The sequence below is a fragment of the Pseudomonas sp. JZ134 genome, assembly GCF_051027695.1.
Lineage (GTDB): Bacteria > Pseudomonadota > Gammaproteobacteria > Pseudomonadales > Pseudomonadaceae > Chryseomonas > Chryseomonas luteola.
Genome location: NZ_CP069250.1, coordinates 3,091,239 through 3,116,429, shown reverse-complemented (window position 1 = coordinate 3,116,429; position 25,191 = coordinate 3,091,239). Strand labels below are relative to the sequence as shown.

Below are 25,191 nucleotides of genomic sequence, written 5' to 3'. Positions count from 1 at the left end.
CCACATCAGTGGGCGGTTTTCATTCAGCGCTTCAGTGAGGCGGGTAGATGAGGTTGCAGCGTAGTCAACAGTGCCTTGAAGCACTTGGTGTTGCCTGCTACTACATGACCTTTTTCAAGGTAGTCATGGCCGCCATTGAAGTCGCTGACCAGACCACCAGCTTCTTGAATCAGTAGCGCACCTGCTGCCATATCCCACTCGGATAGCCCCATTTCCCAGAAGGCGTCGAATCGACCAGCGGCCACATAAGCTAGATCCAATGCAGCAGATCCCGCGCGGCGAATACCTGCGGTTTGGGTGCTCAGGGTGCGGAACATGCCTAGATAATTATCCAGGTAGTCCATATTGCTGGAGCGATACGGGAAGCCAGTGCCGATCAATGCACCCTCAAGGCTTTTACGAGTGCTGACACGCAAGCGTCGGCCATTGAGAGCGGCGCCACGTCCGCGACTGGCGGTAAATTCTTCCTGACGAACCGGGTCCAATACAACGGCATGCTCGATGCGGCCGCGATACTTGCACGCGATGCTGACAGAGAAGTGCGGGACGCCATGAATGAAGTTGGTGGTTCCATCCAGCGGATCGACGACCCACAGATAATCAGCGCCATCACCCTGACCTTCGATGAGTCCGGACTCCTCGCCTAGAAAGCCGTGGTTGGGGTAAGCCTTGCGTAAAACGTTGAAAATAGCTTGTTCGGCGGCCCGGTCGACCTCGGTCACGAAATCGTTGGCGCCTTTTTCGTCGATAGCGATGAGGTCCAGGCGCTCGATTGAGCGAAAGATCAATTCACCGGCACTACGAGCTGCGCGCAGCGCAATGTTCAGCATGGGCTGCATGAGAAACCACCTGGTTGTAAAAGAAAGCCGGTTATTCTAGCAGAAAAGAATGCAGAGAGCGGTTGCCTTGTCGGCATGAATGGTTTTGCGCACAGGGGTCCGGTAAGATTCGCACCTTTAAAGAGGGGGTGCTACTTGCTCGAGAACATACGCGTTGTCCTAGTTAACACAAGCCATCCTGGCAATATTGGCGGTGCGGCTCGCGCCATGAAGAACATGGGATTGAAGCGGCTGTATCTGGTGCAGCCTGAGCAGTTCCCCCATGGCGATGCCGTAGCGCGCGCATCCGGTGCCACGGATGTGCTGGATAATGCTTGTGTTGTCGAAACGCTGGAAGATGCGCTGACAGGGTGCAGCGTTGTTCTGGGAACCAGCGCAAGGGATCGCCGTATCCCCTGGCCGCTGCTCGATCCCCGTGAGTGTGCACAAACGTCGCTGCAGCATGCCGAGGTGGGTGGGGAGGTGGCGCTGGTATTTGGTCGCGAATATGCAGGCCTGACGAATGAAGAGCTTCAGCGCTGCAATTTTCATGTTCATATTCCTTCTGACCCGGAATTTGGCTCTCTGAATCTTGCGGCTGCGGTACAGGTGCTCGTCTACGAGGTACGCATGGCATGGTTGGCCCTTCAAGGGCAGCCCACCAAGATGAACAAGGTCGAAAGTACGGCCATGCTCAATACCCAGCTGGTTACTGTTGAGGAGTTGGAGCTGTTCTATCGCCATCTCGAGGAAACGCTTATCGATATTCGTTTTCTCGATCCCGAGAAGCCTCGCCATCTCATGTCTCGCCTACGCAGGCTTTATGGGCGCAGTGCAATCACCAAGCTGGAGATGAATATCCTTCGTGGTGTTCTGACCGAGACGCAAAAGGTTGTTCGTGGCGAAAAATGCAAAACCGATGATGTCTGAAGGCCAGTTTTAGCCGAGTGCGCCAACGCCTCTGGTCGGCTTTAATGGTTGACTGAATCGATAGGGCTTATAGTTGACTTAAATAGTCAGGAATTGCATACTTGACCTATCTAAAGTACATCCTGGTTTTGCCATGAGACTGACAACCAAAGGACGATACGCCGTCACTGCCATGCTTGATCTGGCGCTGCATGCGCAGCGTGGACCGGTCTCCCTGGCTGACATCTCTGAGCGCCAAGGTATATCGCTTTCCTACCTTGAGCAGCTGTTTGCCAAGTTGCGCCGTGGCACTTTGGTAACCAGTGTGCGTGGACCGGGCGGTGGTTATCAACTGTCGCGCGATATGCAGGACATTCATGTCGCTCAGGTCATCGATGCCGTAAACGAGTCTGTCGATGCTACCCGCTGTCAGGGGCAGGGCGATTGCCACTCCGGTGACATATGCCTGACGCATCACTTGTGGTGCGATCTGAGCGAGCAGATTCATACGTTTCTCAGCGGTATCACGCTAGCGGATCTAGTCGCGCGTAATGAGATACAAGCTGTAGCGAACCGTCAGGACAAGCGAGTGTGCAATAGCCGAACTCGTGCCTCGGACATTGAAAAGATTGAAGCGTCCGCTATTGAGTGAGCCGGCCGCCAGCCTGATATAGGAGTTACCGATGAAATTACCGATTTATCTTGATTACTCTGCAACTACTCCAGTCGATCCACGTGTCGCTCAGAAAATGAGCGAGTGTCTCTTGGTGGATGGTAACTTTGGTAATCCAGCCTCGCGCTCGCACATGTTTGGCTGGAAGGCTGAAGAAGCGGTCGAGAATGCTCGCCGTCAGGTTGCCGAGCTGGTGAATGCCGATCCACGTGAAATCGTTTGGACATCCGGTGCGACCGAATCGGATAACCTGGCGATCAAAGGTGTGGCTCACTTCTATCAGAGTAAGGGCAAGCACATCATTACGTCGAAGATCGAGCACAAGGCCGTATTGGATACGACTCGCCAGCTCGAGCGCGAAGGTTTTGAGGTGACTTACCTAGAGCCAGGCGAAGATGGCCTGATCACGCCGGATATGGTTGAAGCAGTATTGCGTGAGGACACCATTCTGGTTTCCCTGATGCACGTCAACAACGAGATCGGCACCATCAATGACATCGCTGCGCTGGGTGAGCTTACGCGTGCCCGTGGCATCCTGTTCCATGTGGATGCTGCTCAGTCAACCGGTAAGGTTGAGATCGACCTTGAGACGCTGAAAGTTGACCTCATGTCCTTCTCGGCACACAAGACCTATGGTCCGAAAGGTATTGGTGCGCTTTATGTTCGTCGTAAGCCGCGCGTTCGTCTTGAGGCGCAGACCCATGGCGGCGGTCACGAGCGTGGTATGCGTTCCGGTACGCTGGCGACTCACCAGATCGTCGGGATGGGCGAGGCCTTCCGAATTGCTAAGGAAGAGATGGCGCAGGAAAACGTTCGTATCAAGGCGCTGAGCGATCGTTTCTACAGCAAGCTTCAGGATATGGAAGAGCTGTATGTAAACGGCAGTCTGGTTTCACGCGTACCGCATAACCTGAACTTGAGCTTCAACTATGTAGAGGGTGAATCCCTGATCATGGCGCTCAAGGATCTGGCGGTATCGTCGGGCTCCGCCTGTACTTCGGCCTCGCTTGAGCCTTCCTATGTGCTGCGCGCGTTAGGCCGTAACGATGAACTGGCTCATAGCTCCATTCGTTTCACCTTTGGCCGTTTCACGACCGAAGAAGAAGTTGATTACGCCGCCGAGAAAGTGCGTGATGCAGTAACCAAGCTGCGTGAACTTTCTCCGTTGTGGGATATGTACAAAGAGGGCGTTGACCTGACCACAGTTGAATGGCAGGCACACTAAACCGCTCCTGATGAGTGAGGATTGAGAAATGGCTTACAGCGATAAAGTAATCGATCACTACGAAAACCCGCGTAACGTTGGCAAATTCGATGCCGAAGATCCTGACGTCGGAACAGGCATGGTTGGTGCGCCGGCGTGTGGTGATGTCATGCGTCTGCAGATCAAGGTCAACGATCAGGGCATCATCGAAGATGCACGCTTCAAGACCTATGGCTGTGGCTCTGCCATCGCTTCCAGCTCGCTCGCTACCGAGTGGATGAAGGGCAAGACCATCGATGAGGCAGAGGCGATCAAGAACTCCATGATTGCTGAAGAGCTAGCTTTGCCTCCGGTCAAGATTCACTGCTCGGTTCTGGCCGAAGACGCCATCAAGGCGGCGGTGCAGGACTATAAGCAGAAGAAAGGTTTGGCTTGAGGAGGCACTGATGGCCATTAGCATGACTGAATCTGCTGCACGTCACGTGCAGCGTTCTCTGGAAGGACGCGGCAAAGGCGAAGGTATCCGTCTGGGCGTACGTACCACCGGATGTTCGGGCTTGGCCTATGTGCTGGAATTCGTTGATACGCTGGCTGAAGAAGATCAGGTGTTCGAAAGCCATGGCGTCAAGGTCATCATTGATCCGAAGAGCCTTGTCTACCTTGACGGTACCGAACTGGACTTCGTCAAGGAAGGACTCAACGAGGGATTCAAGTTCAATAACCCTAACGTGCGCGGTGAGTGTGGCTGCGGCGAAAGCTTCAACGTTTGAGGTCGCCCGTGGGAACGCCTTGTCACTTTGCCTTGTTCGATCTCAAGCCGTCTTTTGCGCTTGATCTCGAGCAGCTTTCGAGTCGCTATCGTGAGCTTGCGCGTACAGTGCATCCTGATCGCTTTGCCGATGCCCCCGAGCGGGAGCGGCGACAGGCACTGGAGCGTGCGGCGCAGTTGAACGAGGCGTATCACGTTCTCAAGACTCCCTCGCGGCGAGCCCGTTACCTGCTGTCGCTTCAAGGGCATGAAATGCTTGTTGAGGCGACTATCCAGGATCCCGACTTTCTCCTTCAGCAGATGCAGTGGCGTGAAGAGTTGGAGGAATTGCAGGATGAGGGGGACGTTGATGGTATCGCGCCCTTCAAACAGCGTTTGAAGAAATCCCAGGCTGAACTCGAGCATGAGTTCGATTCGTGTTGGGAGAACGCTTCGAAACAGGAAATTGCAGAACGGCTTGTTCGCCGCATGCAGTTTCTCGACAAGCTGAGCAGCGAAGTGCGTCAGTTGGAAGAGCGCCTCGACGATTAATCTGGCGCCTGCTTAAAGGCGCCCCTAGCACAAGCTGAATAGCAATGGCTTTATTGCAAATTGCCGAACCTGGAATGGCTCCCAAGCCGCATCAACGCAAGTTGGCGGTAGGGATTGATCTGGGCACTACGAATTCTCTTGTCGCTGCCGTGCGCAGCGGCGTCTCTGAGCCGCTCCCTGATGAGCAGGGCGGTGTCATTCTTCCCTCAGCCGTTCGCTATCTGGAAAAGGATATTGAAGTAGGGGATGTAGCCAAGCAAAGTGCTGCACAAGACCCTTTCAATACGATTCTTTCCGTAAAGCGCTTCATGGGTCGCGGTCTGGCTGATATCAAGCAGTTGGGCGAGCAGTTACCCTATCGATTCGCTGAAGGCGAGTCCCACATGCCTTTCATTGAGACGATACAGGGACTCAAGAGTCCTGTTGAGGTCTCAGCCGAAATCCTTCGTGTACTGCGTTCGCGTGCAGAAAAGACCCTGGGTGGTGAATTGGTTGGCGCGGTAATAACCGTTCCGGCTTACTTTGATGACGCGCAGCGCCAAGCGACCAAGGATGCTGCCAAGCTGGCCGGTTTGAATGTGTTGCGGCTGCTTAACGAGCCCACCGCAGCGGCAGTGGCCTATGGGTTGGATCGTGGTGCGGAGGGCCTCATTGCGATCTATGACCTGGGTGGCGGCACATTTGATATTTCCATCTTGCGTTTGAGCAAAGGGGTTTTCGAAGTCCTGGCTACCGGAGGTGATAGTGCCTTGGGTGGTGATGATTTTGACCATGCCATTGCGACCTGGGTAATCGATCAGGCGGGGCTGTCTACTAATCTGTCGCCCTCGGAGCAACGTCAGTTACTGCAATTAGGCTGTATGGCCAAAGAGCAATTGTCGGCGCAACCTACTGTTACGCTCAGTTACGGTACCTGGCAGGGCGAGCTTACTCGCGAGCACTTTGAAACACTGATCGAGCCGTTGATCGCGCGAAGCCTGAAAGCTTGCCGTCGCGCAGTGCGTGACTCTGGTTGCGAGCTTGAGGAAGTCAAGGCGGTGGTCATGGTGGGTGGCTCCACTCGCGTGCCGCAAGTCCGATCCGCAGTGGCCAGACTGTTCGGTCGCGAGCCACTGACGGACATTGATCCAGATAAGGTTGTTGCCATCGGTGCGGCCATTCAGGCTGATACCCTGGCGGGTAATCGTGGTGGCGAAGAGCTCTTGCTGCTGGATGTCATTCCGCTCTCCCTTGGGCTTGAAACCATGGGCGGTTTGATGGAAAAGATTATCCCGCGTAACACGACCATACCTGTGGCACGTGCCCAGGATTTCACAACGTATAAAGATGGCCAGTCAGCCATGATGATTCATGTGCTGCAGGGTGAGCGAGAGCTGGTGAAAGATGCTCGTTCGCTGGCTCGTTTCGAGCTGCGCGGCATTCCGCCTATGGTGGCTGGCGCTGCCAAGATCCGTGTGACTTTTCAGGTAGATGCGGACGGCTTGCTGAGCGTCTCGGCGCGAGAGCTCTCCAGTGGTGTGGAAGCCAGTATCCAGGTCAAGCCATCCTATGGTCTGACGGATGGTGAAATCGCGCGTATGCTGCAGGATTCTTTCCAGAATGCCGGCGATGACATGAACGCTCGCGTGCTACGTGAGCAGCAAGTCGAGGCGCAACGTCTTCTAGAGGCGGTCCAGGCGGCTGTCGCTGAGGACGGCGATCGTTTGCTGGATGCTGAAGAGCGTGAAGTTATAGAGGCCGAGATCGACAAGCTAAAGAGTCTTGTCGACCATTCAGATGCCTCTGCTATTGAAGTACAAACCAAGCGTCTTTCCCAAGTGACCGATGCATTCGCGGCTCGCCGGATGGATGCATCGATCAAGGCGGCCCTGGCGGGTCGTCGTCTTAACGAAATCCAGGAGTAAGTTCACCATGCCGCAGATCGTTTTTCTGCCCCACCCAGAGCATTGCCCCGAGGGCGCGGTGATCCAGGCCGAAGAAGGTGAAACCATTATCGATGCAGCGTTGCGCAACGGTATTGAAGTCGAGCATGCCTGTGAGATGTCTTGTGCCTGTACGACCTGCCATGTCGTCGTTCGTGAAGGCTTTGGCTCCATGGAGCCGTCTGACGAGCTTGAAGATGACATGCTGGACAAGGCATGGGGACTGGAGCCGGAGTCCCGGCTGTCCTGTCAGGCAAAGGTTGGCACTGCCGACTTGGTCGTTGAAATTCCCCGCTACACCATCAATCAGGTATCGGAACGTCACTAAGGAAGATCATCATGGCGATGAAATGGGTCGATGTGCTGGATATCGCAATCGCTCTTTCCGAAGCTCACCCGGATGTGGATCCCCGCTATGTAAATTTCGTGAATTTGCGTAACTGGGTCACCGCACTGCCCGGGTTTGACGATGACCCCCAGCGGGGTGGCGAGAAGGTACTTGAAGCCATCCAGGCTGCGTGGATTGAAGAAGCGGACTAACCTATTCTTCGTTAGCCTACGCTTTTGACCGAAGCCCGCGTATAATCCGCGGGTTTCGTTTTTGCTAAATGCCCAACTTTGGAGTTGTCATGTCTGTTCAACGCACCCTTTCTATCATCAAGCCGGACGCTGTAGCCAAGAACGTCGTTGGTGAAATCATCACTCGCTTCGAAAAGGCTGGCCTGCGCGTTGTGGCCGCGAAGATGGTTCAGCTCTCCGAGCGCGAAGCCGGTGGCTTCTATGCTGAGCACAAAGAGCGTCCTTTCTTCAAGGATCTGGTGTCCTTCATGACTTCCGGTCCGGTCGTTGTTCAGGTTCTGGAAGGCGAAAACGCCATTGCCAAGAACCGTGAGCTGATGGGCGCTACCGATCCCAAGAAAGCAGACGCCGGTACCATCCGCGCTGATTTCGCTGTTTCCATCGATGAAAACGCTGTTCACGGTTCTGATTCCGAAGCATCGGCTGCCCGTGAAATTGCTTACTTCTTCGCTGCAACTGAAGTTTGCGAGCGCACTCGCTGATCCACAGGTGAATCCATGAGTAATACAGTCGGCAAGACTAACCTGCTGGGGCTTACCCAGCCACAAATGGAGCAGTTCTTCGAGTCCATCGGAGAGAAGCGCTTTCGTGCCGGCCAAGTGATGAAATGGATTCACCACTTTGGCGTTGATGATTTTGACGCCATGAGTAATCTCGGCAAGGCCTTGCGCGAAAAGCTCAAGGCCTGCGCCGAGGTTCGTGGCCCCGAAGTAGTAAGTGAAGATATTTCGGCGGATGGCACCCGCAAGTGGGTCATTCGTGTGGCTTCCGGTAGCTGCGTTGAGACGGTTTACATTCCTCAGGACAAGCGTGGCACGCTGTGTGTTTCGTCACAGGCAGGCTGTGCACTTGACTGCAGTTTCTGTTCGACCGGAAAGCAAGGTTTCAATAGCAATCTCACGGCTGCCGAAGTCATCGGCCAAGTGTGGGTTGCCAACAAGTCATTTGGTACTGTGCCGGCCAAGATCGACCGTGCCATTACGAACGTCGTGATGATGGGCATGGGTGAGCCGCTGCTCAATTTCGACAATGTCGTAGCTGCCATGCAAATCATGATGGATGACTTGGGCTATGGAATATCCAAGCGCAAGGTAACGCTATCCACGTCAGGGGTTGTGCCCATGATTGAAGAGCTGGCCAAGCACGTCGATGTGTCTCTGGCGCTGTCGCTGCATGCGCCCAACGACGCCTTGCGCAACGAGCTGGTACCGATCAATCGCAAGTATCCTCTGGCCATGCTGCTGGATGCCTGTCAGCGGTACATTGGTCAGCTGGGTGAAAAACGTGTTCTGACCATTGAGTACACTCTACTCAAGGACGTCAACGACCAGCCCGAGCATGCTGTGCAGATGATTGAATTGCTGCGCAACGTGCCCTGCAAGATCAATCTGATTCCTTTTAATCCTTTCCCTCATTCCGGTTACGAGCGCCCCAGCAAGAATGCGGTGCGTCGCTTCCAGGAACTCCTGCAGCAGGCCGGTTTCAATGTCACCGTGCGTACTACGCGTGGCGATGATATCGATGCAGCCTGTGGGCAGCTGGTAGGAAAGGTTATGGACCGTACTCGACGAAGCGAGCGGTACATTGCTGTACGCCAGTTGAATAATGAGAACGATGCGGCTTTGGGTGTTCGCCAGAATTAATTAAAAGGAGAGGGTTAGTGATGTTGCGTGCAGTATTGGCTTTGGCAGTTGCAGGACTTTTAACCGGCTGCGTCACTACTGGCTCTACTGACCCTCTGAGTACGGAAAAAGGTCGTGATCATGCCCGGGACGCCTACATTCAGTTGGGTCTGGGCTATCTGCAGGAAGGAAACACCGAGCAGGCAAAGATCCCGCTGAAACAGGCCCTGCAGCTTGACGCCTCGAGCGCTGATGCCCATGCCGCGCTGGCATTGGTGTTCCAGACCGAGATGGAGCCCAAACTGGCTGACGAAGAATACCGCAAGGCCATGTCAGCACGCCGTAACGATTCCCGTATTCTCAATAATTACGGAAGCTTTCTTTTTGAGCAGAAGCGATACAGCGAAGCCTACGATCGTTTCATAGAGGCCTCGCAGGATCCTTTGTACCCTGAACGCTCGCGAGTCTTTGAAAACCTCGGTTTAACTGCGTTAAGGTTGAATAAGCCCGAATTGGCACGCCAGTATTTGGAGAAGTCGCTGAGACTGAACAGCAACCAACCCAAGGCTTTGCTGGAAATGGCGCAGCTCTCTTATGCGGCTCGTGAGTATGTACCTGCACGTGGGTATTACGAAGCATTTAGCCGCATTTCGCCCCAGGATGCGCGTAGCCTCTTACTGGGCATCCGTCTGGCCGAAGTATTCAACGATCGCGATACGGCTGCCAGTTATACCTTGCAATTGAAGCGGCTTTATCCCGCTTCTGAAGAATATAAACAACTTCAGTCGGAGCAACGATGAGTAATGTGCAACCTGAGGCTGTAATGTCAGCTCGTGGTAATCCAGGCGACATACTGCGCCAGGCTCGCATTTCCAATGGGTGGAGCATCGCTCAAGTGGCTGCTCAGATGAATCTGAGTGGGCATGTCATCGAGTTGCTGGAAGCTGGGGACTATCAAAAGCTGCCAGGGCATACGTTTGCCCGCGGTTATGTCCGCTCTTATGGGAAGCTGCTGGGGCTTGATCAGGCTGAGCTTGTAAAGGTCTTCGATCAGTACACAGGGACCGATGCCAAAGGCAGTACGGTTCACACCATAAACCGTGTTGAAGAACCGGTGCGCTTGTCGCGTAATGTCCTGCGTATCGTCAGCTTTATTCTGGTCGTTGTTATCATTGGGCTTGGCCTGTTCTGGTGGCAGGAGCGCTCCGGGCTTGGTATGGGCGGTAATGGCCTTAGCCTTGAGCATGTCGAAGTAGAAAGCGCAGACGGCACTACTGAAATTCATACGCTTGATGAGCCTGAAGATCAGGCTGTGGCGGAAGCTCAAAAGGCTGAGGTGCCCGCTGCATCAGAGCCAGGTGTGCCCGCTACACCGACTGCTCCCGCTGCCAATGCTGTTGCGCAAACGCCTTTGCCTGCAGCCAATACCGCTTCCGGTGCGGCAGCCAATGGCGCTGCGAATGCTGCTCCTGCTACGGCCGTTACACCGACTACTCCGGTTGTATCGACCGATGCTGCGCTTGCGCCTACCACGCCGCCAGCCGGCGAAACTGCGCCAGCGGCAGGGCAGGGAGGCTTGAGCATTCAGCTGGTAGCGGACTGCTGGATGCAGATCACAGATGCGTCGGGGAAAGTTATTTACAGTGGCCTCAAACGAAAGGGTGATACCCTGCAGTTTGAAACGGTAAAAGCTCCCGTGGAGATTCGTTTAGGCTACGCACGGGGTGCGCAAATTACCTATAACGGCCAGCCTGTAGACATCAAGCCCTATGTACGTGGGGAAACTGCTCGCTTCAAAGTAGGACAGGCGTCTCAGTAACCAGAATTGCAGTACGATCAAAGCGGCATCATTCTGCCGCTTTGATTTTATTATCGGATCATATTTTATAGTTCTCTGGTTTTAACCAGTCTCCGTAAGGATCTGGTATTTATCAGGAAGAAGAGTCCTGTCATGCATAGCGAATCGCCGATCAAACGTCGCCCTTCTCGAAAGATCTGGGTAGGCTCCGTGCCGGTAGGAGGCGATGCTCCTATCGCGGTACAGAGCATGACGAACACCGAAACCTGTGATGTTGCCGCAACAGTTGCGCAAATCCGTCGTCTGGAAGATGCAGGCGCTGATATCGTTCGGGTTTCAGTTCCCGACATGGATGCTGCAGAAGCATTCGGTCAAATCAAGCAGCAGGTGAATGTTCCTCTGGTTGCAGACATTCATTTTGATTACAGAATTGCCCTTCGAGTAGCTGAACTCGGTGTGGACTGTCTGCGTATCAACCCTGGCAACATCGGGCGTGAAGACCGGGTCAGGGCGGTAGTCGATGCGGCGCGTGACAAGAACATTCCGATTCGTATCGGCGTAAACGCGGGCTCTCTGGAAAAGGATCTGCAGAAAAAATATGGTGAGCCTACCCCTGAAGCGCTACTGGAATCAGCCATGCGTCATGTCGATTACCTCGACAAATTGGATTTCCAGAACTTCAAGGTCAGTGTGAAGGCGAGTGACGTCTTCATGGCCGTATCGGCTTATCGCTTGCTTGCGAAGCAGATCGAGCAGCCGCTACACCTGGGCATCACCGAGGCAGGTGGTTTGCGTTCCGGCACCGTAAAATCTGCGGTTGGCCTGGGCATGCTGCTGGCCGAAGGCATTGGCGATACCATTCGTATCTCCCTGGCGGCGGATCCGGTCGAAGAGATCAAGGTGGGTTTCGATATCCTGAAGTCGTTGCGCTTACGCTCACGTGGCATCAACTTCATCGCCTGTCCAAGCTGCTCTCGCCAGAACTTTGATGTGGTCAAGACCATGAATGATCTGGAAGGGCGCTTGGAAGATCTTCTGGTTCCCTTAGATGTGGCCGTTATCGGCTGTGTGGTCAACGGGCCGGGAGAGGCCAAAGAGGCTCACGTAGGGTTGACTGGCGGCACGCCTAATAACCTGGTGTATATCGATGGCAAGCCTGCACAAAAGCTGACCAATGAGAATCTGGTGGATGAGCTGGAGCAGCTGATTCGCCGCAAAGCGGCTGAAAAAATGGAAGCGGATGCGGCTGTTATTGCCCGTAGCTGAATGCCGTTAGAGAATTGAATTAAGGACTCCTAGTGAGCAAGTCTTTGCAAGCCATTCGTGGCATGAACGACATACTGCCAGAGCAGACGCCAGCCTGGCGCTATCTGGAAACAACCTTCGCCACCTTGCTGGATGGGTACGGCTACAAGGAAATCCGACTGCCTATCCTCGAATTCACCGAGCTGTTCGCTCGGGGTATCGGCGAGGGCACCGATGTGGTCGACAAGGAAATGTATACTTTTCTCGACCGTAACGGTGAGTCGCTGACGCTGCGTCCGGAAGGCACAGCAGGGTGTGTCCGCGCCGTGCTGGAGCACGGCCTTACAGGCGGTGGCCAGGTTCAGAAACTCTGGTATACGGGACCCATGTTCCGCTACGAGAAGCCGCAAAAAGGACGCTATCGCCAGTTCCATCAGATTGGCGTAGAGGTCTTTAACTTGCCTGGGCCGGATATCGATGCTGAGCTGATCATCATGACGGCGCGCCTGTGGAGGCAGCTGGGTATTGATGATGCCGTTACACTGCAGCTGAACAGCTTGGGTTCAAGCGAAGCGCGTGCAGCCTATCGGGATGCCTTGGTTGATTACCTTAAGCAGCATTTCGATCAGCTGGATGAAGACAGTCAGCGTCGTTTGACGACTAATCCCCTGCGTATTCTGGACAGCAAGAATGCCCAGACACAGGCCTTGCTGACCGATGCTCCCACGTTGTCGGATTATCTAGACGAAGAGTCTCGTGCTCATTTTGAAGGCTTGAAGGCACGCCTTGAGGCAGCAGGCATCGAGTACACGATCAATCCGAAGCTTGTACGGGGTCTGGACTACTACGGTCGTACCGTATTCGAGTGGGTAACCGATAAGCTGGGCGCACAAGGTACGGTGTGCGCTGGCGGACGCTACGATGGTCTGATCACTCAGTTTGGTGGAAAGCCTACGCCAGGCGTTGGTTTTGCCATGGGTGTTGAGCGTCTGGTGCTGATGCTTGAGACGCTGAACAAGATTCCTGCCGAGCTTAGCCGTCCGATGGACATCTACCTATGCACCTTTGGTGAAGCGGCAGAACTAGCCGGTCTGGCCTTGGCCGAGCAGCTGCGTACGGCCTTGCCTTCCTTGCGTCTGGCGGTTAATGCTGGCGGCGGAAGTTTCAAGAGTCAGTTCAAGAAGGCAGACAAGAGCGGTGCATGGTTTGCTCTGATTCTGGGTGAGGATGAGCTGGCGCAGCGCCAGGTTGGCCTCAAGCCCTTGCGTAATGATAGTGCCCAGGAGATGGTCGCCTGGGATCAGTTGTCCGCACGCCTGCACGATAGCTTGCAGCAGCAGACGTCCGCACACAGCGAAAGCGAATAGGAGTGACCGGTGAGTTCGCAGAATGAAGATCCAAATGTCGCCCACCTTCAGGATTGGTGGCAGCGTAACGGCAAGCCGCTGCTCACCGGTGGCGTTGTGGCCCTGGTGGCCGTGCTGGGCTGGCAATGGTGGGAGCGTAATCAGACCAATCAGTCTCAGGCTGCGTCCATCGTATATCAGGAGCTGGTTCAGGCAGCGCTGGATCCCAGCGGCAAACCGGATACCGCTCGGGTAACGGACCTGTCCAACCAGCTCAAGCAGGAGTATTCAGGTACTACCTATTCCCAATACGGTAGTCTTTTCGTGGCCAAGGTTGCTGTTGAGAGTGGCAAGCTGGATGACGCAGCCAACGAGCTGAAGGCGATTGTCGATAAGCCGGCGGATGATACTGTGGGCGAACTGGCACGCCAGCGTCTGGCGCGTGTGCTGGCTGCGCAGGGCAAGGCTGAAGATGGCCTGAAACTACTGGAAGGCAAGGTTGCAGAGCCTTATGTCGCCAACCGCGAAGAGTTACGTGGTGATCTGTTGGTCAGTCTGGGGCGTGTCGACGATGCCCGTGCCGCTTATGAAAAAGCCAAGTCCGAATTGCCTGCCGATGCCGCCGAAGGCACGCTGCAGATGAAGCTGGATGACCTGGCAAAAGGAGATGCCTGATGCTGCGTTGGAAACATGTTGCGCTACTGGCTTTGGCCCTGACTGCTGTCGGGTGCAGCAGTAACAGCAAAAAAGAGCTGCCGCCTGCTGAATTGCAGGACTTCAAGGCCGATGTTCAGTTGCAGGAGCAATGGAGCCGCTCGGTAGGGGAAGGGCAGGGTGATACCTACAACCTGTTGACGCCTGCCATTGACGGTCAGTCCCTGTACGTGACTGATAACGAAGGCCTGGTCATGGCGTTGAACCGTGAAAACGGTGACATCATTTGGAAGAAAAAGCTGGACCTGCCTGTTTCAGGTGGCGTCGGCGCTGCCTACGGGCTGGTTCTGGTTGGTACGTTGAGAGGGGATGTCGTTGCCCTGGACGCAACCTCGGGCGATGAAAAATGGCGTGCTAGGGTTTCCAGTGAAGTACTGGCTCCGCCGGTCAGCAACGGTGACATCGTGGCTGTCCAGACTCAGGACGACAAGCTTTATGCCCTTGATGCCGAGACGGGTGACCGTCGCTGGCTGTATGAGGAGAGCATGCCTGTTTTGACCCTGCGTGGCACAGGTGCTCCGGTCGTAACCAATCGCTATGTTGTCGCTGGCCTGGCCAGCGGCAAGGTGATTGCGCTGGATGAACAGCGTGGCTTGCCGATCTGGGAGCAGCAGGTTGCCATCCCGCAGGGGCGCTCTGAGCTGGATCGTATGGTTGATATCAACGGCGGACTGCTGCTTTCAGGTACTACGCTGTATGTGGCCACGTACCACGGCCGGGTTGCCGGACTGGATCTTGAGAGCGGTCGTGTGCTCTGGCAACGTGATGCATCCAGCTATACCGGTGTCGCTGAAGGTTTCGGTAACGTATATGTAAGCCTGGAAAATGGCACCGTTGAAGCAGTAGATCAAAATTCGGCTTCAGCGCTGTGGAGCAATGATTCCCTGGCGCGTCGTATGTTGTCCGCCCCGGCTGTGCTGTCGAACTACGTCGCAGTAGGTGATTATGAAGGCTATATTCACCTGCTAAGCCAGACGGATGGTCATATGGCCGGTCGTCAGAAGCTGGGTAACGGCGGCGTTCGGGTTCGCCCGTTAGTGGATGGCGACTGGATGTATGTGTACGGCAACGGCGGTAAGCTGGCTGCCTACACCATTCGCTAAGCTGTCCTGTATGTGTATGGCCGCTATCGCCCTCACGGTAGCGGCCTTTGTGTTTTCTGTATTCCTGTGGAGAGCCGTATGGTTCCCGTTATTGCTCTGGTAGGACGCCCTAATGTAGGCAAGTCCACCTTGTTTAATCGACTTACCAAAACCCGTGATGCCATCGTGGCCGATATCGCGGGCCTGACCCGCGACCGCAAGTATGGCGAGGCGCGTTGGCAGGGTCGGACGTATATCGTTGTCGACACCGGAGGTATCTCTGGCGACGAAGAAGGCATCGATATGAAAATGGCCGAGCAGTCGCTTCAGGCCATTGAAGAAGCCGACGCCGTTCTGTTCATGGTGGATTCCCGTGCCGGGATGACGGCAGGCGATCAGATGATCGCCGAGCATCTGCGTACGCGTAATAAGCGCTGCTTTTTGATTGCTAATAAGGTCGACGCAGTTGATCCAGACATTGCCCGGGCTGAATTCAGCCCAATGGGCCTGGGTGATGCGCTGACCATTGCGGCTGCGCATGGCCGCGGTATCAACGGCATGCTTGAGCAGGTGCTGGGCTCCTTCCCTAAGGACGAGGAAGAAGAGTTCATTGTTGATGCGGAGGACGAAGAGGGCGATCAGGCTTCGGATGAGAGTGTCATCGAGAAGCGTATTCCAGGACCAGATGAAAAGGCCGGGATCAAGATCGCCATCATTGGCCGTCCCAACGTGGGCAAGTCCACGCTGGTCAACCGCATGCTTGGCGAAGAGCGGGTCATCGTATATGACCAGGCCGGCACGACTCGCGACAGTATCTACATTCCCTTCGAGCGCAACGAAGAGAAGTACACGCTGATCGACACCGCCGGTGTGCGTCGCCGCGGCAAGATCTTCGAAGCGGTAGAAAAGTTTTCTGTTGTGAAGACGCTTCAGGCCATTCAGGACGCCAACGTCGTTATCTTTGTGATGGACGCCCGTGAAGGGGTAGTCGAGCATGATCTGAACCTGTTGGGTTTTGTACTGGAAACCGGTCGCGCCCTGGTGATTGCGCTCAACAAGTGGGACGGCATGGAGGCCAGTGAGCGCGATTATGTGAAGACCGAACTCGAACGCCGCCTGATGTTTGCCAATTTCGCAGATATTCATTTCATTTCCGCACTGCATGGTACCGGCGTAGGGCATCTGTACAAGTCAGTGCAACAGGCATTCGCTTCGGCCGTTACCCGCTGGCCGACCAGTCGTTTGACCAAGATCCTTGAGGATGCGGTACAGGAGCACCAGCCGCCGCTGGTGAATGGCCGTCGAATCAAGCTGCGTTATGCGCACATGGGCGGAGCCAACCCCCCGCTGTTGGTTATCCATGGTAACCAAGTGGATGCGGTCCCGCGCGCCTATGTCCGCTACTTGGAAAACACCTATCGCCGTGTATTGAAGCTGATAGGTACGCCTATTCGCATTGAGTTCAAGTCAGGTGAAAACCCTTTCGCCGACAAGAAGAACACGCTGACCGAGCGGCAGGTGAACAAGAAGCGCCGCTTGATGAGCCATCACAAGAAAGCGGAGAAGAAGCGCAAGGATAAGCGTCGCTAGTCGCTTCTCTGTTGTAACAGGCCAGCGCTGCCTGGCCCGTTCGAATACCAGGCCGCTCGGGCACCTTCCGAGTGGCCAGTCTTAAGTCATGATAGCGGTGCATAGTGCTTCGCTGAGCCGTCGACGGCATCGAAGCCGACCGCCTTGTTGTCGGAGCGTTCGATGATCCAGAGCAAGTTGCCTTCCCTCGGTGTGACTATCTTTACCCGCATGTCCCAGCTGGCTATGGAAACGGGTGCAATCAACCTGTCTCAGGGTTTCCCGGATTTCGACGGCCCGGATGCCTTGCGCGAGGCGGTAAGTCGGCACGTCATGGCCGGTCATAACCAGTATGCGCCCATGACAGGATTGCCCGCCTTGCGTGAGCAAGTGGCCCGCAAAGTGGCTACGCTCTATGGGCGCACGGTTGATGCCGAACAGGAAGTCACCATTACGCCCGGTGCGACGCAGGCCATCTTTTGCGCCATTCAGTCCGTGGTTCGCAGCGGTGACGAAGTGATTGTATTCGATCCCTGCTACGATTCTTACGCACCCTCGGTTGAACTGGCCGGTGGGCGCTGCATCCACCTACCCTTGGCACTGCCGGATTTTGGGATTGACTGGGATCGTTTGCAGGCAGCCCTGACGTCGCGCACACGGGCTATCGTGCTGAACACGCCCCATAACCCGAGCGGCTCGCTGGTTGGTCGCGACGCGCTGGACCGCCTCGCCGCATTGATTCGCGATCGGGATATCTACCTGATCAGTGATGAGGTATATGAGCACTTGGTTTTCGACGGAGCAGAGCATGCCAGTGTACTCACCCATGATGAACTCTACGCCCGTGCGTTTGTTATCAGCTCCTTTGGCAAAACATATCATGTGACAGGTTGGAAGACCGGGTATGTGATCGCCCCGCGCGAGCTTTCAAGCGAACTGCGCAAGATTCACCAGTATGTAAGCTTTTGCGGGGTGACGCCTCTGCAATGGGCATTGGCAGATTTCATGGAAGCGCATCCCGAGCATGTAACCGAACTCCCAGCGTTTTATCAGGCCAAACGAGATCTGTTCTGTGATTTGTTGGGTTCGTCTAAATTGGCGTTTACACGTGCAGCAGGGACCTATTTCCAGCTGGCGGACTATTCCGCTATTCGGGATGACGTAAGCGATGTCGAAATGGCCGAGTGGTTGACGCGTGAGCACGGTGTGGCTGCCATTCCGATCTCCGTGTTTTATCAGGAAGCTCCAAAGGACTTGCGTCTGGTACGTTTCTGCTTCGCTAAACGAGAGGAGACGCTGCGGCTAGCAGCGGAAAAACTGTGCGCGATCTAAGCCTGAGACCTGATTTGAAACTGGCACTCATCCAGACTGAACTGTTCTGGCATGATGCTTCGGCCAACCGCGACCGGTTTACTGCCTTGCTGCAACAGGCGAAAGGCGCGGATCTGGTCGTACTGCCTGAGATGTTCACTACCGGCTTTTCGATGGAATCAGCCCTGCTGGCTGAGGATGAAGGCGGACGTACCCATGCCTGGATACGCGAGCAAGCGGCATCGCTCAATGCTGTGATAACGGGCAGCCTGATCGTTCGTGATGCCCAGGGGCAGTACCGTAATCGACTCCTGTGGGCGCGGCCTGACGGCACGATGTCCCATTATGACAAACGTCACCTGTTTCGCATGGCCGGAGAGCACGAACATTACACCGCAGGTGAAGCGCAAGCGGTATTCGAGCTCAACGGCTGGCGCATTCGTCCCTTGATCTGTTACGACTTGCGGTTTCCGGTGTGGAGCCGTGATCCAGTCAAGACCGATCTGTTGCTCTATACCGCCAACTGGCCAGCCGCACGGCGTAACCACTGGAATCGGCTGCTTCCCGCTCGGGCCATTGAAAACCTCTGTTATGTCGCGGCCGTGAATCGCATTGGCGAAGACGGAAAAGGAATCGCCTATAGCGGCGACAGCCAGGTATTGGACTACCAGGGCGAGCCGCTCCTGGACGCCAAGGACAGCGCAGGAGTGTTTACGGTGTCGCTGTCTGCCGACACGCTGTCGCGCTACCGCGATGCGTTCCCCGCGTATCGGGATGTGGACGACTTCGAACTGCTCTGATCGCTCGCTACTCCTCTCTAGCGCCCCGTCTGCCATGCTGGCGATGGGGCACTATTGTTTTCGGCGCTTGCCCTTTGCCTTGGGACGATTGCAGACTGGCCCTTCGACAGGCTATTCAGGACAACAACAATGCAAACGCCTCGAATCGCAATTATTGGCGCCGGCCTCATGGGTGTCGGGATTGCCACTCATTTTGCTCGTCACGGACATTCGGTTCTGCTGCGGGACGTTTCCGCCGAGCGTTTGAGCGATGTGCCCGCCATTGCCGGAAGCATCTTGGAAGAGCTATCAGCGGTTGCGCTGTTTGAACCCAGTCAGACCAAAGCAGTGCTGAGCAGGATCACGACAACCGATGCGCTGGCCGATTTGGCTGATGCCACGCTACTGATCGAGGCTGTACCTGAGCGGCTGGCGCTCAAGCATGCGTTGTATGCGGAGCTTGAGTCAGTCGTTTCGCCAGAGGCCATCATTGCCAGTAACACAAGCGGCTTTCCTCCCGATCAACTGGCTCAGGGAATGGCATATCCCGAACGGTTGCTCATTGCTCATTTCTGGAACCCGCCTCATCTGATTCCACTGGTCGAACTGGTGCCGGGAGAAAAGACCAACCCAGCCCGTTTGGAGAGGGTGCGGGATGTATTGCAAGTCATGGACCTGGAAGTTGTTTTGCTCATGCGGGCGATTCCGGGCTTCATTGGCAACCGCCTGCAGTTTGCCGTGCTGCGTGAGGCCCTGCATATCGTACAAAGCGGTGCAGCGTCGCCTGAAGATGTGGACCGGGTCATGCGGGCCTCTCTGGGTAGGCGCTACGGCATGGTGGGACCGCTGGAAGCGGCAGACATGGGTGGTCTCGATACCTTTCTGGACATCGCCAGCCACCTGATGCCGACCTTAGCCAAGGATGAAGAGGTGCTAGAGGTTTTGCGTGAACGCGTCGGGCAGGGAAGAACAGGCCTACGCAGCGGCAATGGGTTTTATGAGTGGAGCGAGGAGCGCAAGGCGCGGATAGCCGAACGGCGTGCCCATCAGCTACAGCATGCCTTGCGGCCATGAATCGCTATACAGGTGTCGATATGGCGACCGCCAATGACCTGAGCGACTATCAGCAGATCAGTCTGCGGGCAATTCGCTCGCTATTTGAAAGCATCGAGCAGAGCAGCGAAGGTACCGTGATTGTGGACCGTGACCTCCGTATCGTCTGGATGAATGAGCGTTATGCCCGGCGCTTTGGCTTGCCCAGCGCAAAGTCGGCGATCGGGCAGGTGTGTGAGCAGGTGATTCCGGGAAGCTTGTTGCGGGAAGTAGTCAACACGGGCCAGCCCATCCTGCTGGATCTGCTTGATACACCCAAAGGACCAATGGTGGTGATGCGTTTGCCCATCCATGACGATACCGGTCAGGTCATCGGTGCCATTGGCTTTGCCTTGTTCGATGAGTTACGGACGTTGGCCCCCTTGGTGACGCGGTTCTTACGGATTCAGGAGGAATTGGCTTCGACGCGGCGGTCGCTGCAGAACGCCCGGCAGGCCAAATACAGTTTTGCCCACTTCGTAGGCAGCGGCCCGGCCAGTCAGGAGGTCAAGCGACGAGCGAGACGTGCGGCTACGGTAGAGACCTCTGTCTTGCTGTTGGGCGAGACCGGCACAGGAAAGGAGTTGTTGGCCCATGCCATTCATGCGGCATCCCCTCGGGCCAATAAGTCGTTTGTCAGTGTGAATGCGGCTGCCATCCCTGAAAATCTGTTGGAAGCTGAGTTCTTCGGCACGGCGCCTGGGGCTTTTACAGGCGCGGACCGCAAGGCGCGGGCAGGAAAACTGCAGATTGCGCAGGGCGGAACGCTATTTCTGGACGAAATCGGCGATATGCCCCTGAGCTTACAGACAAAACTTTTGAGGGTGCTTCAGGAAAAGGAATTCGAGCCGCTGGGGTCCAACGAGGTGCTGCGCTGCGACGTTCGGCTGATTGCGGCAACCTCACGCAATCTGGATGCGCTGGTAGCTGAAGGCTCATTTCGGGCGGATCTGTACTACCGCTTGAACGTACTGCCCATTGTGGTTCCGCCGCTGCGTGAGCGGCGAGAAGACCTGCCGGCGTTATGCGAAGCCATCCTGGACAGTTTGCTGGCGGAAGGACATGCGCCTCGGGAGCTAGATGAGGAAGCACTGGCGTTACTCGCCCGCTACGATTGGCCTGGTAACGTACGTGAGCTGCGCAATGTTCTGGAGCGCGCATCGCTGTTGAGTGATGAGGCCGTTATTGGCGCGCTCAGCATTGGCTCGGCATTAGGAAAACCCTTGCCGCCCAAAGCGATCGAGCTGGTGTCCGTTAGTACTATCAGGACGCCTAGTAGCAACATAACGTATGAAGAGGCGAAGCGGCAATTCGAGCATGAGCTCATTACCCAAGCCTTGTCATCGTGCTCAGGCAGGGTCGAGGAGGCTGCCAAACGCTTGGGCCTCGGACGCTCAACCCTTTATAAGAAAATGGCCGCCCTGGGGCTTTTGTCTTGAAACAGAGACTATTCTCAAGTTAGAGACAAAATCGATACGAAGTTGTCTCCAATTGGGGAAATCAATGAATTGAAGGAGCAATTAGTTAAGTAATTCAAGGTGTTAGTGTCTGGCATGGATCTCGCTAATAAAGCCTTGCTGTCTCCACAGCTACAACAATAACTAGCCGCTGCGTTCGGTGCTGACCGGCCAGCGAGGAGAAAACATGAGCGTATTGATTGCTCTGGCGGCGCTGGGTCTGCTGATGCTGGCGGCGTACCGTGGTTATAGCGTTATCCTGTTTGCACCGATTGCAGCCCTTGCGGCGGTGCTGCTGACCGATCCTTCCGCTGTGGCTCCGGCATTTACCGGTGTGTTCATGGACAAGATGGTCGGCTTCATCAAGCTGTACTTTCCTGTCTTTCTGCTGGGTGCAGTCTTCGGCAAGCTGATCGAGCTTTCCGGTTTTTCCCGTTCCATTGTAGCTGCTGCGATTCGTCTGCTGGGCACACGGCAGGCCATGCTGGTCATCGTGCTGGTTTGCGCCTTGCTGACCTATGGTGGCGTCTCGCTGTTCGTTGTCGTGTTTGCGGTGTACCCATTCGCAGCCGAGATGTTTCGCCAGAGCAACATTCCCAAACGTTTGATTCCAGCCACCATTGCACTGGGTGCGTTTTCATTCACCATGGATGCCCTGCCGGGTACGCCTCAAATCCAGAACATCATCCCTACGACGTTCTTCAACACGACGGCCTGGGCCGCCCCTTGGCTGGGGTTGATCGGCTCGTTGTTTGTCATCGCGGTCGGGTTGACCTATCTGGGGCGGCAGCGTCGTAAAGCGATGGCGCGTGGAGAAGGGTACGGCACCGAGTTACGCAACGAACCGGAAACACCGGACAACATCAACTTGCCGAACCCGCTTCTGGCGCTGTCGCCACTTATCCTAGTCGGTGTCATGAATCTGCTGTTTACCCATTGGATTCCTCAATGGTACGGCAAGACGCACACGCTAGCGCTACCGGGTCTGGCAACGCCTGTTACCAGCGAAGTCAGCAAGCTGACGGCAATCTGGGCCGTCGAGGCTGCCTTGTTAATCGGCATTTTGCTGGTGCTTGTGGCTGCGTTTAAAACCATCCGTACCCGCTTGGCCGAGGGCACTAAAACCGCAGTAGGCGGGGCTTTGTTGGCCGCCATGAATACTGCGTCTGAATATGGGTTTGGTGCAGTAATCGCTTCGCTGCCGGGTTTTCTGGTCTTGGCAGACGCGCTCAAGACCATTCCCAACCCACTCATCAATGAAGCCATTACCGTAACGCTTCTGGCCGGTATCACTGGCTCGGCCTCAGGCGGCATGAGTATTGCGCTGGCGGCCATGTCGGACAGTTTTATCGCCGCAGCCAATGCCGCACAGATTCCCCTTGAGGTGCTGCACCGGGTGGCGGCTATGGCCAGCGGTGGCATGGATACCCTGCCGCACAATGGCGCCGTCATCACCTTGCTGGCAGTAACTGGACTGACGCACCGGGAAGCTTACAAAGACGTATTTGGTATCACGCTGATCAAGACGTTGGCAGTGTTCGTGGTCATCGGCGTGTTCTATGCCACTGGCATCGTGTAGAGGAGAACGTTATGGACTTGAAAGGCAAAACCGCCTTGGTAACCGGTTCGACCAGTGGAATCGGTCTGGGTATCGCCACGCGACTGGCCGAAGCGGGTGCCGATGTGATCCTCAATGGCTTTGGTGACAGCGAGACGGCTAAAGCCGACCTAAGCCGTTTGGGTGGGCGGGTGGGCTATCACGGGGCGGACTTGTCCCGGCCTGAGCAGATTTCTGATCTTTTCGCCTATGCTGAGCATGAGTTCGGTGGTGTGGATATTCTGGTCAACAATGCCGGCATCCAGCATGTGGCATCGGTCGAGACGTTTCCGGTCGAGAAGTGGGACGCGATCATTGCAATCAATCTGTCCTCGGTATTTCACGCGACTCGTCTGGCATTGCCGGGCATGAGGCAGCGCGGCTGGGGAAGGATTGTGAACATCGCTTCCGTGCATGGACTGGTAGGGTCGGCACAGAAATCCGCTTATGTGGCTGCCAAGCATGGCGTGGTCGGACTGACCAAGGTGGTTGCACTGGAAACGGCCGATTGTAACGTGACCTGCAATGCGCTCTGCCCGGGCTGGGTGCTGACACCTCTGGTGCAGCAGCAGATCGATGCACGCGCCGCTGCAGATGGCGATGCAGAGCGCGCACGGCGGGAGCTTCTGGAGGAGAAGCAGCCGTCACTTGAATTCGTCACGCCTGCCCAACTGGGCGAGCTGACACTGTTTCTTTGCAGCGATGCGGCCGCCCAGGTATGTGGCGCCGCGTGGAATGTCGATGGGGGCTGGTTGGCCCGTTAACAACAATAACGACACGAGGTAAACCATGAACAAGCTTTATCCCAGTGCCGCTCATGCCCTGGAAGGGGTCGTGGAAGACGGCATGACGCTAGCGGTCGGCGGTTTCGGTCTGTGCGGGATCCCCGAAGCGCTGATCCTGGCATTGCGCGAGACCGGCAAGCGCGAGCTGACCGTGATCAGTAATAACGCCGGAGTAGACGGGTTTGGCCTGGGCGTACTGCTCGAGTCCCGGCAAATCAAGAAAATGATTTCCTCCTACGTAGGCGAGAACAAGGAGTTCGAGCGGCAGTACCTTTCCGGTGAGCTGGAATTGGAATTCACCCCCCAAGGCACGCTTGCGGAAAAATTGCGTGCCGGTGGTTCAGGCATCCCGGCGTTCTTTACGCGTACCGGCTATGGCACGCTGGTGGCCGAAGGCAAGGAAACCCGTGAGTTCGATGGTGAGCAGTATGTGATGGAGCGGTCGCTGGTGGCGGATGTGGCACTGGTCAAAGCGATCAAGGCTGACAAGGCAGGCAATCTGGTCTTCAACAAGACTGCGCGTAACTTCAACCCTCTGGCAGCAATGGCGGGCAAGCTATGTATTGCCGAGGTGGAACAGCTGGTGGAAACGGGTGAGCTGGACCCCGACGAGGTTCATCTGCCGGGCATCTTTGTGCAGCGCATTGTTGTGAATGCCAACCCCGAGAAGCGCATCGAGAAACGCACCCTGTCGGAGGGCAACTAACATGGCCTGGACTCGTGAACAAATGGCGCAGCGCGCCGCCAAGGAATTGCAGGACGGCTTCTATGTCAACCTGGGCATTGGCCTGCCCACTCTGGTCGCCAACTATATCCCTGAAGGAATGGATGTGTGGCTGCAGTCTGAAAACGGACTCCTGGGTATCGGCCCGTTTCCGACAGAAGAGACCATTGACCCGGACCTGATCAACGCCGGCAAGCAAACTGTTACTGCCCTGCCGGGCAGCAGTTACTTCGACAGTGCCTTGAGTTTTGCCATGATCCGGGGCGGTCATATCAACCTCGCCATTCTGGGCGCTATGCAAGTGTCGGAAAAGGGTGACCTCGCCAACTGGATGATTCCCGGCAAGATGGTAAAGGGCATGGGCGGGGCGATGGACCTTGTTGCCGGTGTAAAACGCGTGGTAGTGCTGATGGAGCACACTGCCAAAGGCGCTCACAAGATCCTGCCGGTCTGTGACCTGCCACTGACCGGAGTAGGAGTGGTCAACCGGATCATTACCGACCTGGGGGTGCTGGATGTGACCCCAGAGGGATTGAAGCTGGTCGAGCTGGCTGAAGGCGTCACCTTCGAAGCGTTGCAGGAAGCCACCGGCTGTTCAGTAATGGCATAGGCATGGTGCGCCTGTTGATCAGCGCAGGACGTACGCGACGGGATCCAGACGAATG

General features: G+C 55.8%; 27 protein-coding genes. 26 read left to right on the top strand and 1 reads right to left on the bottom strand.

The window, feature by feature from the left end:
- Positions 1 to 23: 23 nt before the first annotated feature.
- Positions 24 to 839, bottom strand: coding sequence for a type III secretion system regulator SuhB (gene suhB / locus JQR86_RS14515; protein ID WP_010797316.1), 816 nt, complete (start codon positions 837 to 839; stop codon positions 24 to 26).
- A 135-nt stretch (positions 840 to 974) separates the two neighbouring features.
- Between suhB and trmJ the strand changes: the two genes are divergently transcribed.
- From trmJ to JQR86_RS14385, 26 genes are all read left to right on the top strand, one after another.
- Positions 975 to 1,748, top strand: coding sequence for a tRNA (cytosine(32)/uridine(32)-2'-O)-methyltransferase TrmJ (trmJ, locus tag JQR86_RS14510; RefSeq protein ID WP_026003925.1), 774 nt, complete (start codon positions 975 to 977; stop codon positions 1,746 to 1,748).
- A 133-nt stretch (positions 1,749 to 1,881) separates the two neighbouring features.
- Positions 1,882 to 2,379: a Fe-S cluster assembly transcriptional regulator IscR gene (gene iscR, locus JQR86_RS14505; RefSeq protein WP_010797318.1), complete on the top strand. Its 498-nt coding sequence runs from the start codon at positions 1,882 to 1,884 to the stop codon at positions 2,377 to 2,379.
- 31 nt (positions 2,380 to 2,410) lie between these two features.
- On the top strand, positions 2,411 to 3,625 hold the full coding sequence (locus JQR86_RS14500) for an IscS subfamily cysteine desulfurase (protein WP_010797319.1): 1,215 nt from the start codon (positions 2,411 to 2,413) through the stop codon (positions 3,623 to 3,625).
- Between the two features lie 28 nt (positions 3,626 to 3,653).
- Positions 3,654 to 4,040, top strand: a complete 387-nt coding sequence (iscU, locus tag JQR86_RS14495; RefSeq protein ID WP_019365648.1) for a Fe-S cluster assembly scaffold IscU — start codon at positions 3,654 to 3,656, stop codon at positions 4,038 to 4,040.
- A 10-nt stretch (positions 4,041 to 4,050) separates the two neighbouring features.
- Positions 4,051 to 4,374 (top strand): iron-sulfur cluster assembly protein IscA, encoded by a 324-nt coding sequence (gene iscA, locus JQR86_RS14490; RefSeq protein ID WP_074827960.1) that lies wholly within the window; start codon positions 4,051 to 4,053, stop codon positions 4,372 to 4,374.
- An 8-nt stretch (positions 4,375 to 4,382) separates the two neighbouring features.
- Positions 4,383 to 4,904, top strand: coding sequence for a co-chaperone HscB (gene hscB / locus JQR86_RS14485; RefSeq protein ID WP_312270238.1), 522 nt, complete (start codon positions 4,383 to 4,385; stop codon positions 4,902 to 4,904).
- A gap of 44 nt (positions 4,905 to 4,948) precedes the next feature.
- Positions 4,949 to 6,808, top strand: a complete 1,860-nt coding sequence (gene hscA / locus JQR86_RS14480; protein WP_150347909.1) for a Fe-S protein assembly chaperone HscA — start codon at positions 4,949 to 4,951, stop codon at positions 6,806 to 6,808.
- 7 nt (positions 6,809 to 6,815) lie between these two features.
- A complete protein-coding gene (fdx, locus tag JQR86_RS14475) occupies positions 6,816 to 7,154 on the top strand; it encodes an ISC system 2Fe-2S type ferredoxin (protein ID WP_010797324.1) in 339 nt (112 codons plus the stop codon).
- Positions 7,155 to 7,165: 11 nt separating this feature from the next.
- Positions 7,166 to 7,366 (top strand): Fe-S cluster assembly protein IscX, encoded by a 201-nt coding sequence (gene iscX, locus JQR86_RS14470; RefSeq protein ID WP_010797325.1) that lies wholly within the window; start codon positions 7,166 to 7,168, stop codon positions 7,364 to 7,366.
- Positions 7,367 to 7,455: 89 nt separating this feature from the next.
- Positions 7,456 to 7,887: a nucleoside-diphosphate kinase gene (gene ndk / locus JQR86_RS14465; protein ID WP_010797326.1), complete on the top strand. Its 432-nt coding sequence runs from the start codon at positions 7,456 to 7,458 to the stop codon at positions 7,885 to 7,887.
- Between the two features lie 15 nt (positions 7,888 to 7,902).
- Positions 7,903 to 9,048 (top strand): 23S rRNA (adenine(2503)-C(2))-methyltransferase RlmN, encoded by a 1,146-nt coding sequence (gene rlmN, locus JQR86_RS14460; protein WP_074827970.1) that lies wholly within the window; start codon positions 7,903 to 7,905, stop codon positions 9,046 to 9,048.
- A 17-nt stretch (positions 9,049 to 9,065) separates the two neighbouring features.
- Positions 9,066 to 9,827 carry a type IV pilus biogenesis/stability protein PilW gene (gene pilW / locus JQR86_RS14455; protein ID WP_374940292.1) on the top strand — a complete coding sequence of 254 codons (762 nt, stop codon included), beginning with the start codon at positions 9,066 to 9,068 and terminating at the stop codon, positions 9,825 to 9,827.
- Positions 9,824 to 10,846, top strand: coding sequence for a RodZ domain-containing protein (locus tag JQR86_RS14450; RefSeq protein WP_434153785.1), 1,023 nt, complete (start codon positions 9,824 to 9,826; stop codon positions 10,844 to 10,846). The genes pilW and JQR86_RS14450 overlap by 4 nt, the downstream gene beginning before the upstream one ends.
- 132 nt (positions 10,847 to 10,978) lie before the next feature.
- Positions 10,979 to 12,091: a flavodoxin-dependent (E)-4-hydroxy-3-methylbut-2-enyl-diphosphate synthase gene (gene ispG / locus JQR86_RS14445; RefSeq protein ID WP_010797330.1), complete on the top strand. Its 1,113-nt coding sequence runs from the start codon at positions 10,979 to 10,981 to the stop codon at positions 12,089 to 12,091.
- A gap of 32 nt (positions 12,092 to 12,123) precedes the next feature.
- Entirely contained in the window at positions 12,124 to 13,437 is a 1,314-nt protein-coding gene (gene hisS, locus JQR86_RS14440) for a histidine--tRNA ligase (RefSeq protein WP_074827980.1), read from the top strand.
- Positions 13,438 to 13,446: 9 nt separating this feature from the next.
- The gene (locus JQR86_RS14435; protein ID WP_122043290.1) at positions 13,447 to 14,091 is read left to right on the top strand and encodes a tetratricopeptide repeat protein; all 645 of its coding nucleotides are present in this window, start codon (positions 13,447 to 13,449) and stop codon (positions 14,089 to 14,091) included.
- On the top strand, positions 14,091 to 15,233 hold the full coding sequence (gene bamB, locus JQR86_RS14430) for an outer membrane protein assembly factor BamB (protein ID WP_010797333.1): 1,143 nt from the start codon (positions 14,091 to 14,093) through the stop codon (positions 15,231 to 15,233). Before JQR86_RS14435 ends, bamB begins: the two co-directional genes overlap by 1 nt.
- 78 nt (positions 15,234 to 15,311) lie before the next feature.
- Entirely contained in the window at positions 15,312 to 16,802 is a 1,491-nt protein-coding gene (gene der, locus JQR86_RS14425) for a ribosome biogenesis GTPase Der (RefSeq protein WP_125889365.1), read from the top strand.
- Between the two features lie 162 nt (positions 16,803 to 16,964).
- Entirely contained in the window at positions 16,965 to 18,113 is a 1,149-nt protein-coding gene (locus JQR86_RS14420; protein WP_010797335.1) for a pyridoxal phosphate-dependent aminotransferase, read from the top strand.
- Complete coding sequence (locus JQR86_RS14415) at positions 18,101 to 18,892, top strand: amidohydrolase (protein ID WP_074827988.1); 792 nt, start codon at positions 18,101 to 18,103, stop codon at positions 18,890 to 18,892. Before JQR86_RS14420 ends, JQR86_RS14415 begins: the two co-directional genes overlap by 13 nt.
- Positions 18,893 to 19,021: 129 nt before the next feature.
- Positions 19,022 to 19,945, top strand: coding sequence for a 3-hydroxyacyl-CoA dehydrogenase family protein (locus JQR86_RS14410; RefSeq protein WP_434153784.1), 924 nt, complete (start codon positions 19,022 to 19,024; stop codon positions 19,943 to 19,945).
- Between the two features lie 20 nt (positions 19,946 to 19,965).
- Complete coding sequence (locus JQR86_RS14405; RefSeq protein WP_434154926.1) at positions 19,966 to 21,402, top strand: sigma-54 interaction domain-containing protein; 1,437 nt, start codon at positions 19,966 to 19,968, stop codon at positions 21,400 to 21,402.
- 205 nt (positions 21,403 to 21,607) lie between these two features.
- Positions 21,608 to 22,999, top strand: a complete 1,392-nt coding sequence (locus JQR86_RS14400; RefSeq protein ID WP_010797339.1) for a GntP family permease — start codon at positions 21,608 to 21,610, stop codon at positions 22,997 to 22,999.
- A gap of 11 nt (positions 23,000 to 23,010) precedes the next feature.
- Positions 23,011 to 23,781: a 3-hydroxybutyrate dehydrogenase gene (locus JQR86_RS14395; protein WP_434153783.1), complete on the top strand. Its 771-nt coding sequence runs from the start codon at positions 23,011 to 23,013 to the stop codon at positions 23,779 to 23,781.
- A 25-nt stretch (positions 23,782 to 23,806) separates the two neighbouring features.
- Entirely contained in the window at positions 23,807 to 24,508 is a 702-nt protein-coding gene (locus JQR86_RS14390) for a CoA transferase subunit A (protein ID WP_010797341.1), read from the top strand.
- A 1-nt stretch (position 24,509) separates the two neighbouring features.
- Positions 24,510 to 25,136 carry a CoA transferase subunit B gene (locus JQR86_RS14385; protein WP_019364404.1) on the top strand — a complete coding sequence of 209 codons (627 nt, stop codon included), beginning with the start codon at positions 24,510 to 24,512 and terminating at the stop codon, positions 25,134 to 25,136.
- Positions 25,137 to 25,191 lie beyond the last annotated feature (55 nt).

Excerpts from the sequence above, each read along its gene's own strand:
- suhB (WP_010797316.1), bottom strand. The coding sequence starts at position 839 with ATGCAGCCCATGCTGAACATTGCGCTGCGCGCAGCTCGTAGTGCCGGT.
- iscR (WP_010797318.1), top strand. The coding sequence starts at position 1,882 with ATGAGACTGACAACCAAAGGACGATACGCCGTCACTGCCATGCTTGAT.
- JQR86_RS14500 (WP_010797319.1), top strand. The coding sequence starts at position 2,411 with ATGAAATTACCGATTTATCTTGATTACTCTGCAACTACTCCAGTCGAT.
- iscU (WP_019365648.1), top strand. The coding sequence starts at position 3,654 with ATGGCTTACAGCGATAAAGTAATCGATCACTACGAAAACCCGCGTAAC.
- iscA (WP_074827960.1), top strand. The coding sequence starts at position 4,051 with ATGGCCATTAGCATGACTGAATCTGCTGCACGTCACGTGCAGCGTTCT.
- hscA (WP_150347909.1), top strand. The coding sequence starts at position 4,949 with ATGGCTTTATTGCAAATTGCCGAACCTGGAATGGCTCCCAAGCCGCAT.
- fdx (WP_010797324.1), top strand. The coding sequence starts at position 6,816 with ATGCCGCAGATCGTTTTTCTGCCCCACCCAGAGCATTGCCCCGAGGGC.
- iscX (WP_010797325.1), top strand. The coding sequence starts at position 7,166 with ATGGCGATGAAATGGGTCGATGTGCTGGATATCGCAATCGCTCTTTCC.
- ndk (WP_010797326.1), top strand. The coding sequence starts at position 7,456 with ATGTCTGTTCAACGCACCCTTTCTATCATCAAGCCGGACGCTGTAGCC.
- rlmN (WP_074827970.1), top strand. The coding sequence starts at position 7,903 with ATGAGTAATACAGTCGGCAAGACTAACCTGCTGGGGCTTACCCAGCCA.
- JQR86_RS14450 (WP_434153785.1), top strand. The coding sequence starts at position 9,824 with ATGAGTAATGTGCAACCTGAGGCTGTAATGTCAGCTCGTGGTAATCCA.
- ispG (WP_010797330.1), top strand. The coding sequence starts at position 10,979 with ATGCATAGCGAATCGCCGATCAAACGTCGCCCTTCTCGAAAGATCTGG.
- bamB (WP_010797333.1), top strand. The coding sequence starts at position 14,091 with ATGCTGCGTTGGAAACATGTTGCGCTACTGGCTTTGGCCCTGACTGCT.
- der (WP_125889365.1), top strand. The coding sequence starts at position 15,312 with ATGGTTCCCGTTATTGCTCTGGTAGGACGCCCTAATGTAGGCAAGTCC.
- JQR86_RS14420 (WP_010797335.1), top strand. The coding sequence starts at position 16,965 with ATGATCCAGAGCAAGTTGCCTTCCCTCGGTGTGACTATCTTTACCCGC.
- JQR86_RS14410 (WP_434153784.1), top strand. The coding sequence starts at position 19,022 with ATGCAAACGCCTCGAATCGCAATTATTGGCGCCGGCCTCATGGGTGTC.
- JQR86_RS14405 (WP_434154926.1), top strand. The coding sequence starts at position 19,966 with ATGGCGACCGCCAATGACCTGAGCGACTATCAGCAGATCAGTCTGCGG.
- JQR86_RS14400 (WP_010797339.1), top strand. The coding sequence starts at position 21,608 with ATGAGCGTATTGATTGCTCTGGCGGCGCTGGGTCTGCTGATGCTGGCG.
- JQR86_RS14395 (WP_434153783.1), top strand. The coding sequence starts at position 23,011 with ATGGACTTGAAAGGCAAAACCGCCTTGGTAACCGGTTCGACCAGTGGA.
- JQR86_RS14390 (WP_010797341.1), top strand. The coding sequence starts at position 23,807 with ATGAACAAGCTTTATCCCAGTGCCGCTCATGCCCTGGAAGGGGTCGTG.
- JQR86_RS14385 (WP_019364404.1), top strand. The coding sequence starts at position 24,510 with ATGGCCTGGACTCGTGAACAAATGGCGCAGCGCGCCGCCAAGGAATTG.